Source organism: Mucilaginibacter agri (genome assembly GCF_009928685.1).
GTDB classification, from domain to species: domain Bacteria; phylum Bacteroidota; class Bacteroidia; order Sphingobacteriales; family Sphingobacteriaceae; genus Mucilaginibacter; species Mucilaginibacter agri.
In genome coordinates, this window is sequence record NZ_WWEO01000045.1 from 733492 (window position 1) to 753021 (window position 19530).

The window sequence follows — 19530 nt, forward strand, 5'->3', positions numbered from 1 at the left end:
TATCGTTTTGCAATTTCAACTTACGCTATCATGATAAAGAATTATATAAAAATTGCCTGGCGCAACCTTAAACGAAACAAGGCCTATGCGGCCATTAGTGTTATCGGTTTGGCATTAGGCATTACCTGTGGGATACTGATATTCACACTCATCAGCTACAACCTGAGTTTCGACAATTTTCATAAAAATGGCGACCGGGTTTATAGAGCTTACACCGAGTGGCACGACGATGGCGTAGGCCGTTCGTCGGGCGTACCGCAACCTTTAGGAAAAGCTTTCAGGAATGATTTTTCAATCGCTGAAAAAACGGCGCGTATTATCAATTTTCGTGATAACCTGATTACTATAACAAAGGGCAGCGATATTAAAAAATTTAAGGAAGAAACTGGCGTTGCATTCACTGAACCCGAGTTTTTTGATATCCTGACGTTCCCGTTGATAAGCGGTAACAAAAAAACCATACTAACGCACCCCAACGAAGCTGTTGTAACGCAGAAAATTGCACATAAATATTTTGGCGACGGTAACGCAATGGGCCAGGTTATTAAATTAGATAACAAAATCAACTTTACAATTACCGGAATCCTGAAAGATATTCCTCCAAATACCGACCGTCGCCAGGAGATCTATGTATCATATTCCAACATGGATCAATACACCGATAAAGAACGCGAAAACAACTGGGGTGGCGTTTATAGTGGCAGTGAAGTATTTACATTATTAAAACCCGGCACTACCATCGAACAGGCAAATGCCGCAGGTGATATGATGGTTAAAAAGCACTATACAGGCCGCGATCTTAAAGTTTGGAAATTTAAATTTCAACCGCTTAATGATATTCACTTCAATACCGAACTGGATGCATCTGTAGATCGAAAATATTTATGGGCGCTATTTTTTATCGGCATATTTTTGATCATTACTGCCTGTGTTAACTTTGTTAATTTGGCTACAGCTCAAGCTCTCAATCGCTCTAAAGAAGTGGGCATACGTAAAGTATTAGGTAGTTTACCCCGCCAGCTTTTCTGGCAATTTATCGCCGAGACGGCACTCATCACTTTCGTGGCTATTATACTGGCTGTAGCGCTGTCTTTCTTAACATTACCTTCAATAAACCAGTTATTTACATCGGAAATGCAGTTTAATTGGGCGCAGCTATCAGTATTTATTGCCATCATTAGCGTGGTGGTCGTATTTCTTTCAGGTTCGTATCCCGGTTTGGTATTGGCCAGGTTTCAACCTATTATGGCGCTTAAAAGTAAGCTTTCGCAAAAGCATGTTGGTGGCTTCTCGTTGAGAAGAGTGTTGGTGGTAACTCAGTTCTCTATTTCGCAGGTGTTAATTATCGGTACTATTATTATCGTATCGCAACTGCATTATTCACAAACTGCAGATCTTGGCTTTAGAAAAGATGCCGTAGTGCTTTTACCTTTGCCACAAAATGATAAGGCAAAGCTCACTACCATGCGTAACCGCCTTAGCGAGATTCAAGGCGTTGAGAACATTTCTTTTTGCTATCGCCCGCCGGCATCACAATCAAACAATAGCACAGGTGTAAACTACGACAATCGTGCGGAGGAAGAACATTGGGGCATTAACACCAAAACTGCCGACGAAAATTATCTGAAAACTTTTGGATTGAAATTAATAGCCGGCCGCAACTTCTTCCCTGCCGACAGCACACGCGAGTTTGTAGTTAACGAAACTTTTGTAAAAAAGCTCAATCTGAAACCGCAAGATGTAATTGGTAAAATACTAAGCATTAATGGAAAGCACACGACTGCCCCTATTGTTGGCGTTGTAAAGGATTTCTACAATTATTCATTCCATGGAGAAATTTCGCCAATATGCATTATGCCCGATTATCGGGGATATTCTACCTGCGCTATTAAAATAAATATGGGCAGTGCCAAAACTTCACTTCCAGCATTTGAAAGGGTTTGGAACGAGACTTTTCCTGAAGAATTGTACTCATACGAGTTTCTGGATGATAGTATCAACAAGTTTTATCAAATGGATAATATCCTGTTAAGATTAATCGAAGCATTTGCAGGTATAGCAGTAGTAATTGGCTGCCTTGGACTTTATGGACTGGTATCATTTATGGCCGTGCGCAAAACTAAAGAAATTGGTGTACGTAAAGTACTTGGTGCTAACATAGGCAGCATCTTATGGCTATTTGGTAAAGAGTTTTGCCGACTCTTGATTATAGCATTCTTAATTGCTGCGCCTTTGGCTTGGTGGGCTATGAGCAAATACCTGCAAGATTACAAATATCGCATCACTATTGGCCCGGGCATTTTCCTGATATCGATACTTTTAACCTTCATTATTGCCTCTATTACAGTTGGATACAGATCTATATTGGCGGCTTTAGCCAACCCGGTTAAAAGTTTGCGTAGCGAATAAAACTTGCTTATGAAAAACAACAAAGGCGCCATTGGCGCCTTTGTTGTTTTTCATCTTTCGATTAGTCGTCGTCATCCTTTTTCTTCTTTTCCAGAATTACGAAGGCGCTACGTTTGGGTGCGGGCATTACCGAACTTTCTCCTTTTACCGATTTCCAGATTACTTCATTCAAATCAAGATCAGGTGCCGCATCTTCTTTCAAAAAGTTAAAAGATTCAGAACGTTTACTGCTTTTGTTTACGGCAACATTACGCTGGTTTAAGTCCACCCGGGTAGGTTTGCACAGATATGGTGTAGCGTCCATTTTACTGGTAAAGCACTCATACATTGGCAACGCTGCCGCATCATATTGGCTCATTGGCGGAAGGCCCAAAATTAGCTCGATAGTTCGTAAGACGCCTGAAGTTGAATACATGCTATGTACAACCGCATCACGTTTCACGTAAGGCCCGGCCACAAAAACCGGCGAACGGTGAGCATCAATATGATCGGGCCCGTTTTGTGCATCATCCTCCAAAATAAATACAACAGACTCTTTCCATATCGGACTTTTAGACAGATGTTCGATCAACCTTCCGATAGCTAAATCGTTATCCGCTACCGCAGCAATTGGTGTGTATTTACCTTTTTTCTGCCCGCTGGTATGGTCGTTAGAGATGCGGATAGTACTTAGTTGAGGGACGGCATTTGCCGTTACCAAGGAATCGAAATCGTGTTCCCAGGCATCAACCCTAACCTGATCTTTAATATCCAGGTTAAAACCCGGCGACTGTGGACACATGTGGCCTTGCAATGTTTTTAGGTTGGCATGGCCATAGTCGCCAAACTCGCCATAACTGCGATAACTTAGGCCCGCGCGTTTGCAATAATCCCAAATAAAGCCGTCGCGAGGGTAAGTTGCCTTACGGCCGCCCTCGTAATTGGTTGTACCTCCACGGGCCCCGTAACTGGTTGGCCAGGTTTTTTCTACTACATCCGTTGCGTAGGCAGCCATACTCCAGTTATGACCATCGGCGCTAACTTCCGCGTCTACGTAAAAGTTATCCATCAGTACAAATTCGTTTGCCAGCGCGTGGTGATTAGGTGTAATGCTATCGCCAAATAAGCACAGTGATTTATCGCCGTTTCCTTTGGGTAAATCGCCTAGGACCTGGTCGTACGTGCGGTTTTCTTTAATAATATAAAATACGTGCTTAATTGGTGATACTTCTCCTTGCTTACGCGGGATAGGGTTACCAGTTTCGCCTTCGGCGGTTATTGCTTTTTTATCGCTGAAAGGCGTATTGGCATATACCTGTTTAGTATATATTTTCAACTCATCATCTTTCGGCACATCAATAAAAGATAGCGTGCCTTTAAATAAACCAGCTATGTATTGCAGTCTGCTATTGGCTGTACTGCCTGTTTGGTAGCCGCTATTGTCTGCCTTAGATATGGGCTGAGGGCCTTGTGGGTTAGGTAACGATGTTTCGCCCTTACCATTAGTTACCAATATTTTATTCCCCAATACTTTAACATTCGTCGGGTACCAACCTACCGGAATAAAGCCCTGGCTTTTGCTATTCCCCTGATTACTAACATCAAAAACAGCGAGGCAGTTATTGTCTGCATTAGCTATGTAAAGCGTTTTCTCATTGGCGGATAAAGCAAGCCCGTTGGTAGTAGATCCGGTTAACTTAGTAGGATATAATGATGTCGACATGGTTTCGATAACCGTATTGGTTGCCGTGTTGATGATCGAAACAGAATTATCATTGGCGTTGGCAACGTACAATAATGTGCCCTTTTTATTCATCAATAGCTCGTTCGGATGACTACCCGTCTTGATACTCGCCGTAATGCTCTCAGATTCAGTACTCATTGCCACCACTTCCTCTCCGCCCCATAAAGATGCGTAAAGTGTTTTTTCATCGGGAGAGAGCACACAGCTGTAAGCAATAGTTGGAAGCTGAATTTTATTAATGATGCTGCTCTTTTTCAGGTCGATGATATAAATACTACTATCCTCTTTGGTAACCGTATATAGCTTACTATTGTCTTTGTTAACCACCATTCCGGCGGGGCTCACTTTGCCTTTCGGCCATGGTTCGGCCAGCCTGATCGTATCCGGGTTTTTCAGTTTATTATTCTTAATGCCAAAATTTAGGATACTGTTATCATTACCTGTCGATACATAAAGATTCTTTTCGTCACTGCTAAAGGCCAATCCGTACCACGATTTATCTAGCTGCCTTTCGTCCAGCTGTTTTTCATGTATAGGGTCTATTAGCTGTAATGATTGCGTGCTTTGCCCATTGTTGGTTATGGCAAGCATTTTGCCCGATGGGCTCAGTTGCATATTCAACGGCAAATCGCCCAATTGAATAGATCGTCCCGCTGGACTTAATTTCCAGCCGTTGGGTAATAATATCTGATTGGTTTGCTTTATTTTACCGGGAAACTGCGCCATTGCACCTCCGGCAAATATTGCCATCAGCGTAGCAACCAAACCTGTGTTTCTGAATAAGTTATTCATATAATAAATGTACAGACTATAATTTTATTGATGTAGTTATGGTTCGGTTTAACTGGAAACAAAACCATCGGGTAAATGTCAACAGTGCCTGTGATGTATTTATTAATTCAATGTTAAGTATATATCAATCCAGTGTTTTGTTACGTTGATGCCAATAAAAAAAGCATCCCCTTCAGGATGCTTTTCAACTAATTATTCTGGGATATAATTAGTTAAACTACTCTACTTAAATACAAGGAATAAAGTTTATTTGAGTTAAAGACTAGTTTGTTTCGCATTTTTGTCAAGATTCAAAGCAGTGGCCGAAGTTACAGCCAGGCTCTTGTGATTTTGGGTGTAAACGATCAGTTTTAATGATTTGTCTTTTAATTCGCCAGGTATATCAATACTAAGCTTACCGAAAGTGTTTTTAAGCGGCGAAGACACAAATTGCCTTACAATATTTACATGTCGCAAGGTATGTCCATTATTTTCACCAGCTTTTACTGCCGAAGAGTCTTCGCTCTGAACCAGGGCAACATTGAGAATATCTTTCTTATCAAAACCCTCCGATACAAAAGTTATGTCGGCCTGTTCATCTCTTACTATAACATTATATTCAATGGATAAAGATTTCTGATCTTTTTTTAATGCCTCATCTATTGCATAATGCACTTTGGCTTTGTCAGATCCAATTAACTGTTGTTTTCCGTTCACTATCATTTGGGGCGTGTATGTTTGTGATTGCAGGGCAGTACAATAAGCATTTTGTCGCTTGGTGTAGGCCGGATTACTATATTTATCTTTCCAGCCAAGTTTGTCCCAATAATCAACATGGAATTCCATTACATATACGTTATTTGCCGGATAGTCTTTTTCGAGTGTTTTTAATAATGCATCAGCAGGCGGGCAGCTCGAGCAACCTTCGGAAGTAAATAGTTCGCACACTGCAAAGCCACCATCGCTCCCTGTAAACTTTGCAGTAAGCTGTGGTGGATTGGTTTGAGCACAAGCTATAGTGTTCAATAAGCCCAACAATAAAATCATCCTTTTCATAAAAATCGGTTTTATAGGTTCTTAGAGCTGATGGGTTTAGTATTATAGTATTTTGATGCCATAAGCGTTATCGGCAAGGCGATGCAAAATATTAAGATAACAGCGTTTACAATTGCCGGTTGTGCATGTATGCCACGCCAGCCGATACGGGTTAGCGGCACTGCTATCAAATTCATTACCGACCATACAAAAAGGCCATATAGGATACAGTTTATAACTACGCTCCGTTTTAGAAACGCTAAGCGTGGGTATAAATAGAAATAAAACCTGGTAAATACCAGGGCTATCAGATAATGGATAATTAAACCTTGCAGTACCATATCAGAACCACCGCTAAAAGCGGCCTTTCCGTAAAGCGAACTAGCTACAAATTTAAATACACCTGCGCCGTTTCCGCCGGCAAGAATGAAGGTAGCGGCCAGGGCATCCATAGTACCGGCTAAAAGCCATGTTACGAATATAACAAGTATAAATCCCTTGTCAGTTGTTTTGTTTAATGTGTGATAATTGGTACGTATTTCCATGTTTACTTTAATTGGCATGTCTGCTAAAAAAGGGAGCAAGAGCGCTCTCACCCTCCCCTGCTCCCACAACTTGAACCTCTATCAGTTAACGGTTAACATAAGTAAGTTATAAAGCATTGCAGAGCGGTAAAAACATTGTAGACCATAACGCGCTACCTCCCCACAGTAAGCTGGTATAGAATACTTTTTGGTATTCATATATTTAAATGAACCATTAATAGGTAAAAGGTTGTAATCTGTAATATCCCAACACAAGAAAAGGCCCCCTCGCGAAGCCTTTCCTTGTTAAAATCTAACTTACTGACTCAACAGATTCTCCGCACGAAAAACTGTTATAAACAAATATTTAAACTTGGCCACTCATTTAACAGCATAGCCGCTATAAGCATGTTTATTAGCCATAGATACCTGTTAACCAAAGCGGTGTAACAAACGTATACCACAAAGTGCCGTTTATATACCCATGGGCACCATTGATATTATTATTGATTTTTTGCCGAAATAATGCCGAACTTCAAACAGTGAAGAGTAAGTTTTACAGGCACCTTTTATTCTGGTTTGCCTATTGTATTCAGGGAACTTGGTTTGAATATGCATGGATACATGATATGTTCCCACCTAATAAACATTGGCACGTTTGGGGCTTTGCCATTTTATTTAATTTGGCAGTTTTACCAGCTAAAATGGCCTTCTCGTACTATTTAATGAATTTTACGGTAAGCGATCTGCTAATTAAAAAAGAGCCGGTTTTTAAGGTGGTATGTAAAATTATAGTGGCTGCCATGGTGGCCATATTTATCTATCGTTTGGGTAGATACTACATTGTTAACCCATTATTATATCCTACCACCAAATACGTTTTCTCCGATAACCTGGGTGTTACCATTTTGCTATCAGCTATTTTCGATATTGGCTACGTGAGTGCGCTGGCCGTAGCTTTAAAGCTATTCAGGATGCAGATCCATCACCTAAAAAATGAGAAACACCTGGTGAAAGACAAGCTCGAAACGGAGCTAAAATTTTTGAAGAACCAGATCAACCCTCATTTTCTTTTTAATACGCTGAATAACATTTACGGTCTGGCTCGTAAAAAATCTGACCAGGCACCGGATGTGGTATTAAAGTTATCTAAACTACTGCGGTTTATGCTTTACGAGTCGGGTAAGGATGCAATTACCATCTCGGAGGAATTGCGTATTCTGGAAGATTATGTTGAACTGGAAAGAATCAGATACAACAACCGGCTGCAGATTTCATTTGAAAAGGAGATTGACAACTGCGACCAGAAAATTACCCCATTGATCCTGCTTCCTTTTGTTGAAAATGCCTTTAAACATGGACTGAGCGAAACTACGGGCAATACCAGCATAGCCATAAATGTAAGCTTAAAAGAAGGCTATTTAAACTTTAGCGTATACAACACACAGGATTATAATAACAATAGTGAAGTAACCGAGAAGATTGGATTAAGCAACGTAAGGCGACAATTAGAACTGATGTATAAACAGTTTTCGTTACAATTGCATAACCTGTCTGATAGCTTTAACGTAAACCTTGAGGTAAATTTAAACAGCCATGGAACAATATAACTGCATCATTATTGAAGATGAGCCGCTTGCTGCCGAGATTTTGCAGGATTATATTGCCGATATACCATTTTTGTCGTTAAAAAAAACTTATAGCGATGCCATCCATGCGCTCGACGACCTGCGCTCCAACGATATTGATCTCATTTTTTTAGATATCAATTTACCTAAGCTAAAAGGGCTCGAGTTTATTCAAACACTCAAAAACCCGCCGCATATTATTATCACTACTGCCTACCACGAATATGCCTTGCAGGGTTACGACCTGAATATTGTAGATTACCTGTTAAAGCCCATTGAGTTCAGCAGATTTTTACGGGCAATTAATAAGCTTAAATTGCTTGCCTCGGCCAAAACGGTAGCCTCATCGGTGTACATTCCTGGCAGCAAGGATTATATGTTTGTTAACACCGGTAAAAAAAAGGTTAAGATCCATTTTCAGGATATACTTTACATTGAGAGCCTAAAAGAATATGTGCGCATTTTTACCGCGGATAAAACGGTTACTACCAAATTTCAACTAGGTCAAATAGAGGCTCAATTACCAAAATCAGAGTTTCTGCGTATCCATCGCTCTTTTATGATAGCCAAAGAAAAAATCGATGCCTATACCAGCACCGATGTAGAAATTGGAACGAAACAACTTCCTATAGGCAGAAGCTACAAAGAACTCGTAATGAACATCTTAGAACACAGCGAAAAGTAACAAACCTTCGTCTCGCTTTTCCACTTTCATCCCAAACAAAATAAATCGGTGATAATATTTTGAATTGTCGCGATTAATTAGACTTTTGTATAAAAATACTATGCATGCATAGTATTTTTATACAGCAACCGAACACTTTCGACTGTAAACCAATTATATACTTAGTATAAACTTCTTCTATGGATACACTACTGAAGGACTTGGCCAGCAGGCTACAGACCGTTAAGCTTGGTGGCGGACTAAAGAAAATTGAGGCGCACCAAAAAAAGGGCAAGCTAACTGCAAGGGAAAGAATAGATTATTTAATTGATCCCGGAACCGAGCTGTTAGAAGTTGGTGCTTTTGCAGGCGACGGTATGTATGCAGAAGAAGGAGGCTGCCCAGGCGGCGGCGTGGTAACCGTTATGGGCTATGTTGCGAAACGAATGTGCGTTATCGTATCAAACGATGCTACCGTTAAGGCCGGCGCATGGTTTCCCATTACGGCTAAGAAAATATTACGCGCACAGGAAATAGCCATGGAAAACCATTTACCAATTATTTATCTGGTAGATAGTGCCGGTGTTTATTTGCCGCTGCAGGATGAGGTATTTCCTGATAAAGAGCACTTTGGCCGCATATTTCGCAACAATGCAAAAATGTCGTCGATGGGTGTTGTGCAGGTTTCGGCTATTATGGGCAGTTGTGTAGCGGGCGGGGCATATTTACCCATTATGTCTGATTATGCCTTTATCGTAGAGGGAACCGGATCGGTGTTTTTGGCCGGATCGTATCTGGTAAAATCGTCCATTGGCGAAGAGGTAGATAATGAGACGCTCGGCGGTGCAAGTACCCATTCAGAGATCTCGGGTGTAACAGACAACAAATATCCCGATGAGGCCTCCTGTTTGGATGCGATACGTAACGTGTTTGATAAGTTAGGACATCAAAATACCTCGGGTTTCGATCGCGTAGCCCCTTTTCCACCTAAAAAAGATCCCGAAGAAATTTCGACGATATTACCGCAAGACCGCACCAAGCCTTATGATATGCTGGAGATTATTGACCGATTGGTCGACAACTCCGAATTTGAGCAATACAAAGAACTTTATGGTCAAACACTGCTCTGTGGCTTGGCACGCATCAACGGCTGGGCTGTTGGTATTGTAGCTAACCAGCGCAAAGTAGTAAAATCTAAAAAAGGCGAAATGCAAATGGGTGGCGTTATCTACTCAGACTCGGCAGACAAGGCGGCCCGTTTTATTATGAACTGCAATCAGCAAAAGATCCCGCTGGTGTTTTTGCAGGATGTATCCGGATTTATGGTGGGCAGCCGGTCTGAGCATGGCGGCATTATTAAAGATGGTGCCAAAATGGTATCGGCTATGGCTAATTCAGTTGTTCCCAAGTTCACTTTTATTATCGGTAACTCCTATGGCGCAGGCAACTATGCCATGTGCGGTAAGGCTTATGACCCGAGATTGATCTACTTGTGGGTAACCGGGCAAATGGCCGTTATGAGTGGGGCATCTGCCGGTAAAACTTTACTACAGATACAAGAAGCAGCGCTAAAATCTAAGGGCGTTGAGATTAGTACGGAACAAGAAAAGGCTTTACTGGATAAGATCACTAATAAATACAACGAACAATTGAGCCCATACTACGCCGCAGCACGGCTTTGGGTAGATGGTGTAATTGATCCGTTGGAAACCCGGAAGATTATCTCAATGGGTATCGAAGCGGCTAATCATGCACCCATAACCGAACGATATAATGTGGGTGTGATTCAAACTTAAACTGGTGCACTTTTAAATATCTCCCAATTGTAACCATTATAAAAAGCTAAATTATGAATACCGACACGATAGATGAACAATTAGCGCTGATTAAACATAGCGCTAAAGACTTTGCCGAAACCTACATCCGTCCGCATGTAATGGAGTGGGACGAGCAACAGGTATTCCCGGTAGACTTGTTCCGCAAACTGGGCGAACATGGTTTTATGGGTGTACTTGTGCCCGAAGCCTATGGTGGTTCGGGACTCGATTACCAAGCGTACATCAGCATCCTTGATGAAATCTCGCAGGTATGCGGATCGATAGGGTTATCGGTTGCGGCGCATAATTCATTATGCACCAATCATTTGTTAACGTTTGGTACCGAGGCACAGAAAAACAAATATCTCCCCTTACTGGCTTCGGGGCAATGGATAGGTGCATGGGGTTTAACAGAAACGGGGACTGGCTCTGATGCAGGGGGCATGAAAACCACTGCCGTGTTAGACGGTGATGAATGGATTATAAACGGATCGAAAAACTTTATTACACATGCCATCAGTGGCGACGTAGCCGTGGTAATAGCCCGTACAGGTAAAAAAGGCGATTCGCATGCTATGAGTGCTTTTGTTATTGAGAAGGGAACTCCCGGCTTTACCGCAGGAAAAAAGGAAAATAAATTGGGAATGCGCGCATCCGAAACGGCGTGTCTGTTTTTCGACAACTGCCGGATACCAAAAGAAAACATTTTGGGTGCGGTTGGCGACGGATTTATCCAATCTTTAAAAGTGTTGGACGGTGGCCGCATCTCTATAGCTGCACTCTCATTAGGTATTGCTAAAGGCGCTTACTTGGCTGCCATTAAATACGCCAAAGCGCGCGAACAATTCGGCAAACCTATTGCGCAATTTCAGGCTATTGGCTTTAAACTGGCTGATATGGCGACTAAAATTGAAGCATCAGAACTATTAATCCGCCAGGCAGGGCATCTGAAAGACCGGGGCGAGAAGGTGACTAAGCTATCTGCCATGGCCAAATATTATGCATCTGAAGCATGTGTCGAGATTGCCAATGAAGCGGTACAGATTCATGGTGGTTATGGTTACACTAAAGATTATCCGGCCGAAAAGTACTATCGCGACGCTAAACTATGCACCATTGGTGAGGGTACATCGGAGATCCAGAAAATTGTAATTTCGAGAATAATAATGGAAGAAGCCCTGTTTGTATGAAACTGATAGAATGCCCCCGGGATGCCATACAGGGCATCAAGCACTTTATCCCAACAGAGGCGAAAGTTCAGTACATTAATCAATTACTAACAGCAGGTTTCGACACAATAGATTTTGGAAGCTTTGTATCGCCCAAAATGGTACCTCAAATGGCTGATACGGCCGAGGTGCTCCGCATGCTTGATCTTTCTTCTACCAAATCAAAGCTTCTCGCCATTGTAGCTAATGAACGTGGTGCTCTGGATGCTTGTTCATTTGAAGAGATAGCCTGCCTCGGTTACCCATTTTCTATTTCTGAAGCCTTTCAATTAAGAAATACAGGTTCTACCATCGCAGAATCGTTAGATCGCGTTAAGGTCATTCAAGAGCTTTGCGCCAAACATAACAAGCAACTGGTGATTTATATCTCTATGGGCTTTGGCAACCCCTATGGCGAGGAATGGAACAGCGAGATTGCCCTCAAGTGGGTTGATGTCCTGAACCAATTGGGCATTAAGACATTTTCACTAGCTGATACTGTGGGAGTTGCCAATCCTCAAAGTATTAGCTACCTGTTCGGCAACCTCATACCAACTTATCCGCATTTAGAATTTGGAGCACACCTGCATACCACACCCAATACCTGGAAAGAAAAGTTGGAGGCGGCGTGGCTGGCGGGCTGCCGCAGGTTCGACGGCGCTATAATGGGATATGGTGGTTGCCCTATGGCAAGCGACCAATTAGTGGGCAATATGGCCACAGAAAACCTCGTGGAGTTTGTCAGAGATAAAAAAATTAACGTTGGTACTATTCAGCAAACTATTGATGATCTTAAGGTTTCATTTCAACATTTAATCATAGCGTAAAATGTTTTATACCGAAAACGACATAGTAGAGTTCAAAAATGTTCGGTTCAACTTTATTGAAGTAACTGAGGATAATCATCTGTTTACCATAACCCTAAACCGGCCTCAAAAAAGAAATGCCTTCACCCCAGTTATGGTAAATGAAATTGCCTATGCCTTGGCGTACGCCCAATACCAGCGAAACATCTGGTGTGTGCAGATCAACGCCAATGGCCCGGCTTTTTGCGCTGGTATGGATCTTACGGTATTCCAAAACCCCGATCTTGATACTCCAAATAACACTTTACCCAATTCACAAAAAGCTATAAATCTGGGGGATGCCTTCCGATTGTTCACCAAACCGTCTGTGGCGAAAGTAGAAGGTCCAGCACTGGCGGGTGCATTTCTCATTATTTGCGGATGTACCTTTGTGGCGGCCTCAGATAATGCCTCATTCGGGTTGCCTGAAGTTAAGCGTGGCATTTTCCCGATGCAAGTGATAGCATCTTTATTAAGGGTAACCACACCTCGCCAGGCATTGCAAATGTGCATACTAGCCGAGAACTACGCAGCAGCGAAAGCTAAAGAGTTTGGATTGGTAAGCCATTTATGCACGAAAGATACTATAGATGAAACCTGCGCTACGCTGATTGAAACTATATTGGGCAACTCTCCCTTCGCTATCAGTAAAGGGATAGAAGCATTTTCCAAGATTGATGACGTACCCCCGACCCAACAGTTTACGTTTATGTCGCAACAATTAGATAAGATCAGAAATTCGGAAGATGCTGTAGAGGGCATCAAAGCTTTTACAGAGCGCAGGCAACCTGAATGGAAAAACAGCTGATCGTCTTCACTTAAAGTTCCAATCTCTGCAAATAGAGCTGGCAATCCAAATCTTTAGTAGCCAATATTTAAAGCGTTAGCTTTAAATATCGCAGGGTTGTATAATATCAGGTGCAACAAACACGACCCTAAACCGTAAAAACACCCAATTTTTAAGATACGTAGATATACGGGCAAAAATTGAAAACCTATATTCTAAATTTGAAATAGCGAAGGCTATTAGTAGTTCGCAGTCCTTTGTCACTAAATAAATTAAAATACACTTAACCTAAATTCACATGAAAAAACATCGGCTTAAATTTTATTATTTGAAGTATGAAGTGGTTGACATTCGCAAGATGATTAAACATTGCACTGACATCAACAACTTTGTTTTTTCGTTTTACTCTGCCGACCCCGACAGCTATATTCAATTAATAGCATTTGCACGTACTGGTACCGATTGTAACGATAACACCTATAGTAAGTACACGGATATTTTACAGCCCTACCGCAAACTGGCTTTAGAAATTGATGGGCCTGTGATTATGAGCAATAACTATATCCCGATAGCTGTAATGCAAAGCCTTATCGGTGATCCCGATAACCAGCCAGACTATCTGATTTTCACTCCGGGTTTAAATGACGATAATCATATTTATTATACCGTGCATCCTTATAAAAAGTCTCTTGGAGATACGTCACCGGGTAATCCAGACGATTATACCATAACTAACCCATCGCCCCCGGCAACTATGGGCAGTTAAGTTTCTGATGAAAACATGCATCATCTAATACAGCAGATACTCGATTGGTCGGAAGTATGGGCATTATTCATTCCTATCTTTATCTATAAAAAACAGCCGGCAATTTATAAACCGGTTGTTTTTTACATTTGGGCAGCCTTGTTCATTAACCTACTGATAGATCTTATCTGGAAACTAAGAACCTGGATACCTGCTGATTTAAACTCAAACAACTATTTGTACAACGTACATTCAGTTGTCAGATTTTATTTGTTCAGTGCATTTTTTATTGGCCTAAAACAACCATTCCTGGTAAAAATTAAACAAGCAGTACCCTGGATATTTCTTGCATTCCTCCTAATCAATTTTTGCTTCTTCGAAAACTTTTTTAACTATTGGCAATTCAGCAGCAGGTTATTATCTGTAGAAGCTTTTTTTCTGCTGTTTTACGTATTGCAGTACTACCTCTTTAAAATTAACGAAAACGTTGAGGTGAACATATTCACTCCCGATTTCTGGATAGCTACCGGCCTGGGTATCTACACAGCTATTAACTTTTTCATTTTCCTGCTTTACAACGAAATAACAATTCACCTCCAGGCATTTGCCGTGAGTTTGTGGAATGTGCATAATATTTCTTACATCATCTTTAACATTTTTATAGCGAAATCTTTGTATGAACCAGGCAAATAACGATATACGCCTTTTAGTTGTTGTAGGCATTGCAGCTATGCTGCTCTTATTTATAAGCATCCTCCTAATCTTTATTTTTACCCAGCGTAAAAAAATTCAATATCAGCAGTCGCTTCATGCTTTACAGCAAAGCCAGCAGTTTCAAATGATAGAGGCCGCGGTGCGTAGTGAAGAAACAGAACGCCATCGCATTGCCGAAGAACTTCATAGCGAAGTTGGTGCACTGTTGTCGTCAGCTAAACTACATTTTAGGATGCTTAAACTTGATGGGGAAATTAAAGACAACAAGGGTTTATATGAAAAGGGAAACGAACTTTTAGACGACTGCATTAATAAAATAAGAGATATATCGCATAGCCTGCATTCGCACATTTTGCAGGAATTTGGTTTAAACGAAGCCATTAAGCATTTCGCCGATAAAATAGCACACGGTTCTGTAATTAAAACGGCAACCGCACTCGACCCTACTTATACCACCACCCTATTGCCGCAAAAAGATATCAGCATCTATCGAATTATTCAGGAGTTATTGAATAACACTATAAAACATGCGCAGCCAAACGAGATCAATATTAGTTCGACCTATGAAAAGGATAGCCTTTTTATAATTATTAAGCACAATGGAGTTGGTTTAACGCAACCTATTTTCGAAAAATTACGTTTTACTAGTAGCGGCCTGGGTTTAAAGAACATTCAGACCCGCGTAAATTTACTTAAAGGAAATATCAATTTTTCCCGTAGCTCTGATCATTATTATATTCAGATTTACATACCTAAAACCTAAACCTAATGGAACAGATAAAAATTGCGATAGCCGACGATTATGCCATCTATCGTGATGGACTAAAAATTGGCTTAAAGCCCGATCGTAATTTGCACGTTGTACTCGAAGCCGGTAATGGTGTTGAGCTATTAGAGCGGCTGGATGGTCTGGATGTTGACGTAATATTGATGGACCTGAAAATGCCGTTAATGGACGGCATTGAAGCTACCAGGGAAGTAAAAAAGAAATTCCCATCGGTAAAAATCCTTGCGATAACCATGTATGATGATGATAAATTTATCATACACCTGATGGAAAACGGCGCGAATGGTTATTTGCTAAAAAATACCGAACCCGAAGAAATCAGAAAAGCCATTTACGCAGCTCATGAAAGTGGGTATTACTTTAATGATATTGTAAACAAAGCATTACTGAAAAAGCTTGTGCTCAGAGGAAATTTCAAGCCATCTTTTAACCAACAGATTGATTTTACTGAGCGCGAAATGGAGGTGCTAAAACTAATATGTAATGAAAAAACGGCTGCCGAAATCGGTCACGAAATATTTTTAAGCCCCCGATCTGTTGAAGGTATCCGCCAGCGCCTGATAGATAAAATAGGCGTACGAAATACAGCGGGCCTGGTTATGTTTGCTGTTAAAAGCGGTATTATATAATAGAAAATACGCTCTACAGCAATATTTGCCATATTATGCAACAAATTAAAAAATTGCATGCAACATTGAATTTTTCGTAATTTGTACTTGAATTGTTACGAAAATCATCGTCATTCCACTCAAATAGCTCAAATCACAGGGCTATTCTTCATAAAAAACTCATAAAAAGTTCATAATTAATTTGACAAGTATTGTAATACTGTTATTACAATATAGTATATTCGTTTACCAATTAACCATTAAACCTAATATTTATGTGTGCAAAAAGTTTACTTAGTGTAAGTATATTTTTTTTGTGCTGCCTCTTTTCTGTATCAGTATTTGCGCAGAATAGAACAGTTACGGGAAAAATTTCGGACCGAAAGAACGGTTCTGCTTTAGATGGTGTATCAGTCTCTGTCAAAGGCACAACAATCGGTGTAATCACCAAGGCTGATGGATCATTCAAATTATCAGTCCCTCCTAATGCCAACACGCTTGTTGTAACGTATCTCGGTTACGGCAGGGAAGAAGTTGACATTACCGGCAAAACCAATGTTAATGTTAGCCTTGCATCTACAAGCAGTAACCTCAATGAGGTTGTTGTTATAGGCTATGGTACCCAAAGAATAAAAGACGCAACAGGCTCGGTTGCTTCCTTAGGTACAAAAAACTTCAACAAAGGTGTTATTACCACTCCGGAGCAATTATTACAAGGAAGGGTATCTGGCGTACAGGTTACCCCTGCAAGTGGCGAACCTGGCGCAGGTGTTACCATAAACATCCGCGGAGCTTCTTCTATTCGCAGCAACAATACGCCGCTGTATGTAGTCGACGGAGTACCTCTTGATAATGGCGGGACCTCTGGCGGGATCGATGCCGGAGCTGGTATGTCATCAGCCAGAAACCCATTATCTTTCTTAAACCCAGCTGATATTGAGAATATTAGCGTATTAAAAGATGCATCAGCTACCGCTATTTACGGTTCACGCGGTGCCAACGGTGTTATCTTAATCACCACCAAAAAGGGTACAAAGGGTCAGGGTTTTCAATTGGCTGTAAGCACCAGTGTAGCAAACCCGGCGAAAACCTACGACTTGTTGAATGCTGCTGACTTCGTAACCTATGCAACCAAGGCTGGCGGAACTGCAAGTGTTATAAACAAAGGCGGCGATACCGACTGGCAGGATGTTATTTTCCGTACCGGTATTTCTCAAAGCTATAATTTGGGTTACGGTAATGCGGGAAAATCAACCATATACCGGTTTAACTTCGGCTACGATAATCAACAAGGTATAGTTGAAAATTCGGGCCTTAAAAGGTTAACCGGTCGCTTAAATGCCTCGCAAAACTTATTTAAAGATAAAGTACGGATCGATCTGAACTTTACAGCCTCTAACGTAAAAAATCAGTACGCGCCAATTACAGACAACGCTGGTTTTGAAGGTAGCTTAATTGGAGCCGCCTTGTTAGCTAACCCTACCTACCCTATTAAAAATGCGGATGGCAGCTGGTATAATAACAGCGATGCAAACTTCCGCAACCCGGCTAACATGCTGGAATACATTAACGACCGGGATAATATCGACAGGTATTTAACAAACATTGCCGGCACTTGGAAAATAGTTAAAGGCTTATCTTACAAGCTAAATTTCGGCTACGACAACTCAAGTTCAAAAAGACAAACTTATATGGATAGCCGATTAATCGGTTACACTGGCAGCCAAAGTATCCGCAACAGTCCAAGTATCCCGGCAGTTACCGGCGACGGACGAGGTATCGTACAAAATCAAAAGCTGAGATCTACAACCTTAGAACATACCTTAACTTATGATACAAAAGTAGGCGATCATTCTTTTAATGTTTTGGGTGGTTATGCTTACCAGGTTTTTAAAAATTACCAATTCAATGATATTTGGGATAGCCAGATAGATAAAAATAAATTTCCAACCAGCCTGGCTGACTTCGCTAAACATTCTGTTCCTTATGTTTATGGTGATAGCTCTAAATATGAATTGCAATCTTTCTTTGGACGTGTAAACTACAACTACAAAGAAAAATACTATGCTACATTTACCATGCGTGCAGATGGATCGTCTAAATTTGGTGAAAACAACAAATATGGATATTTCCCTGCCGGTGCTTTAAAATGGCGTATTTCTAACGAAAGCTTTGCTCCTAAAAAAGTATTTGATGATTTAAGCCTTCGCTTAAACTATGGCCAAACCGGTAACCAGGATGGGCTTGCGCCTTACTCGTCTATTGTAGTTTGGCAAGCACAACTTAATGGCACCAACTCGCAAATAAATGCGGCAAGTCCATCGTTGAAATGGGAGACCACTACATCATATGGTGCTGGCCTTGACTTTGCTATCGTAGGAAGCAAGTTGAGCGGTTCGGTTGATTATTTCCATCGTTCTACTGCCGACCTATTATTCTTACAAGATTATCCAGCCCCGTCAGTTTCTGCACAACGCTGGGTGAATTTACCGGGTAAAGTAGTTAATAAGGGCTTTGATATGAGCCTTAACTTACAGGCTATCCAGCATAAAAACTTCACGTGGGAAGTGTTGTACAATGCAACCTTCTTAAAAAATAGCGTAGAAGATTTTGGCGGCAGGGTGATACCAACCGGTACTGTAAACGGTCAGGGTCTATCTGGTGCCTATGCTCAAACTATTAGAGGAGGTTATGCGCTGGGCTCTTTTTATCTACCCACATTTACCGGCTTTGATGCAAACGGTATATCGCAATACGCAAATCAGGGACTATCGTCTATTGTTGGCAATAGTATACCCAAATTTTCTACTGGTTTAACTAACAATTTCACCATGGGTAAGTTTAATGCCAGCATATTCTTAAATGCAGCTACCGGGTTTGTAATCTACAACAATACTGCCAACGCTTACTTCCTGAAAGGAAGTTTGAAAAACGGAAGAAATGTAACTTATGATGCGGCAACCAGCACAGAAAATCCGTTGAACTCTGGTAGCGTATCTACGAGGTTCTTAGAAAAAGGTGATTTCTTAAGGCTGTCAAACGTTTCTGTGGGTTATACTTTCTCTGCAGCAAACTGGAAAACTATCAGGTCTTTGAGATTAAGCTTAACCGGTCAGAACATATTCCTGATCAGCAGCTACTCTGGTTTGGATCCTGAGGTTAATACCGATCACTCGTTAAATGGAATTCCATCGAGAGGTATAGACTTTACGGCCTATCCAAACGCGCGTACATTTACTTTAGGTTTAAATGCAGGGTTTTAATC

At 41.2% G+C, this 19530-nt stretch carries 15 protein-coding genes; 12 read left to right on the plus strand and 3 right to left on the minus strand.

What is annotated here, in order from left to right; translation table 11 throughout:
• Positions 1-30 precede the first annotated feature (30 nt).
• Positions 31-2409: an ABC transporter permease gene (locus GSY63_RS23260; protein WP_166588238.1), complete on the plus strand. Its 2379-nt coding sequence runs from the start codon at positions 31-33 to the stop codon at positions 2407-2409.
• A gap of 61 nt (positions 2410-2470) precedes the next feature.
• On the opposite strand, the gene GSY63_RS23265 is transcribed toward GSY63_RS23260, so the two are convergent.
• The 3 genes from GSY63_RS23265 to GSY63_RS23275 all read right to left on the minus strand — a co-directional run bounded on the left by GSY63_RS23265 (position 2471) and on the right by GSY63_RS23275 (position 6501).
• Positions 2471-4924 carry a bifunctional YncE family protein/alkaline phosphatase family protein gene (locus GSY63_RS23265; RefSeq protein WP_243749307.1) on the minus strand — a complete coding sequence of 818 codons (2454 nt, stop codon included), beginning with the start codon at positions 4922-4924 and terminating at the stop codon, positions 2471-2473.
• A gap of 255 nt (positions 4925-5179) precedes the next feature.
• The gene (locus GSY63_RS23270) at positions 5180-5959 is read right to left on the minus strand and encodes a DUF1223 domain-containing protein (RefSeq protein ID WP_166588239.1); all 780 of its coding nucleotides are present in this window, start codon (positions 5957-5959) and stop codon (positions 5180-5182) included.
• 11 nt (positions 5960-5970) lie between these two features.
• A complete protein-coding gene (locus tag GSY63_RS23275; RefSeq protein ID WP_166588240.1) occupies positions 5971-6501 on the minus strand; it encodes a hypothetical protein in 531 nt (176 codons plus the stop codon).
• A gap of 644 nt (positions 6502-7145) precedes the next feature.
• Between GSY63_RS23275 and GSY63_RS23280 the strand changes: the two genes are divergently transcribed.
• The 11 genes from GSY63_RS23280 to GSY63_RS23330 all read left to right on the plus strand — a co-directional run bounded on the left by GSY63_RS23280 (position 7146) and on the right by GSY63_RS23330 (position 19528).
• Positions 7146-8072: a sensor histidine kinase gene (locus tag GSY63_RS23280; RefSeq protein ID WP_166588241.1), complete on the plus strand. Its 927-nt coding sequence runs from the start codon at positions 7146-7148 to the stop codon at positions 8070-8072.
• Positions 8059-8775 (plus strand): LytR/AlgR family response regulator transcription factor, encoded by a 717-nt coding sequence (locus tag GSY63_RS23285; RefSeq protein WP_166588242.1) that lies wholly within the window; start codon positions 8059-8061, stop codon positions 8773-8775. The genes GSY63_RS23280 and GSY63_RS23285 overlap by 14 nt, the downstream gene beginning before the upstream one ends.
• Before the next feature lie 179 nt (positions 8776-8954).
• A complete protein-coding gene (locus GSY63_RS23290; protein ID WP_166588243.1) occupies positions 8955-10550 on the plus strand; it encodes an acyl-CoA carboxylase subunit beta in 1596 nt (531 codons plus the stop codon).
• Between the two features lie 53 nt (positions 10551-10603).
• Positions 10604-11761, plus strand: coding sequence for an acyl-CoA dehydrogenase family protein (locus GSY63_RS23295; protein WP_166588244.1), 1158 nt, complete (start codon positions 10604-10606; stop codon positions 11759-11761).
• Positions 11758-12606 (plus strand): hydroxymethylglutaryl-CoA lyase, encoded by an 849-nt coding sequence (locus GSY63_RS23300; RefSeq protein ID WP_166588245.1) that lies wholly within the window; start codon positions 11758-11760, stop codon positions 12604-12606. The genes GSY63_RS23295 and GSY63_RS23300 overlap by 4 nt, the downstream gene beginning before the upstream one ends.
• A gap of 1 nt (position 12607) precedes the next feature.
• Positions 12608-13432, plus strand: coding sequence for an enoyl-CoA hydratase/isomerase family protein (locus tag GSY63_RS23305; RefSeq protein WP_166588246.1), 825 nt, complete (start codon positions 12608-12610; stop codon positions 13430-13432).
• A gap of 277 nt (positions 13433-13709) precedes the next feature.
• Positions 13710-14177 carry a hypothetical protein gene (locus GSY63_RS23310; RefSeq protein ID WP_166588247.1) on the plus strand — a complete coding sequence of 156 codons (468 nt, stop codon included), beginning with the start codon at positions 13710-13712 and terminating at the stop codon, positions 14175-14177.
• Positions 14178-14192: 15 nt separating this feature from the next.
• Positions 14193-14849: a hypothetical protein gene (locus GSY63_RS23315; RefSeq protein ID WP_166588248.1), complete on the plus strand. Its 657-nt coding sequence runs from the start codon at positions 14193-14195 to the stop codon at positions 14847-14849.
• Positions 14833-15633: a sensor histidine kinase gene (locus tag GSY63_RS23320; RefSeq protein WP_166588249.1), complete on the plus strand. Its 801-nt coding sequence runs from the start codon at positions 14833-14835 to the stop codon at positions 15631-15633. Before GSY63_RS23315 ends, GSY63_RS23320 begins: the two co-directional genes overlap by 17 nt.
• Before the next feature lie 5 nt (positions 15634-15638).
• Positions 15639-16286, plus strand: coding sequence for a response regulator transcription factor (locus tag GSY63_RS23325; RefSeq protein ID WP_166588250.1), 648 nt, complete (start codon positions 15639-15641; stop codon positions 16284-16286).
• Between the two features lie 254 nt (positions 16287-16540).
• Positions 16541-19528 carry a SusC/RagA family TonB-linked outer membrane protein gene (locus GSY63_RS23330; RefSeq protein WP_166588251.1) on the plus strand — a complete coding sequence of 996 codons (2988 nt, stop codon included), beginning with the start codon at positions 16541-16543 and terminating at the stop codon, positions 19526-19528.
• Positions 19529-19530: the final 2 nt, after the last annotated feature.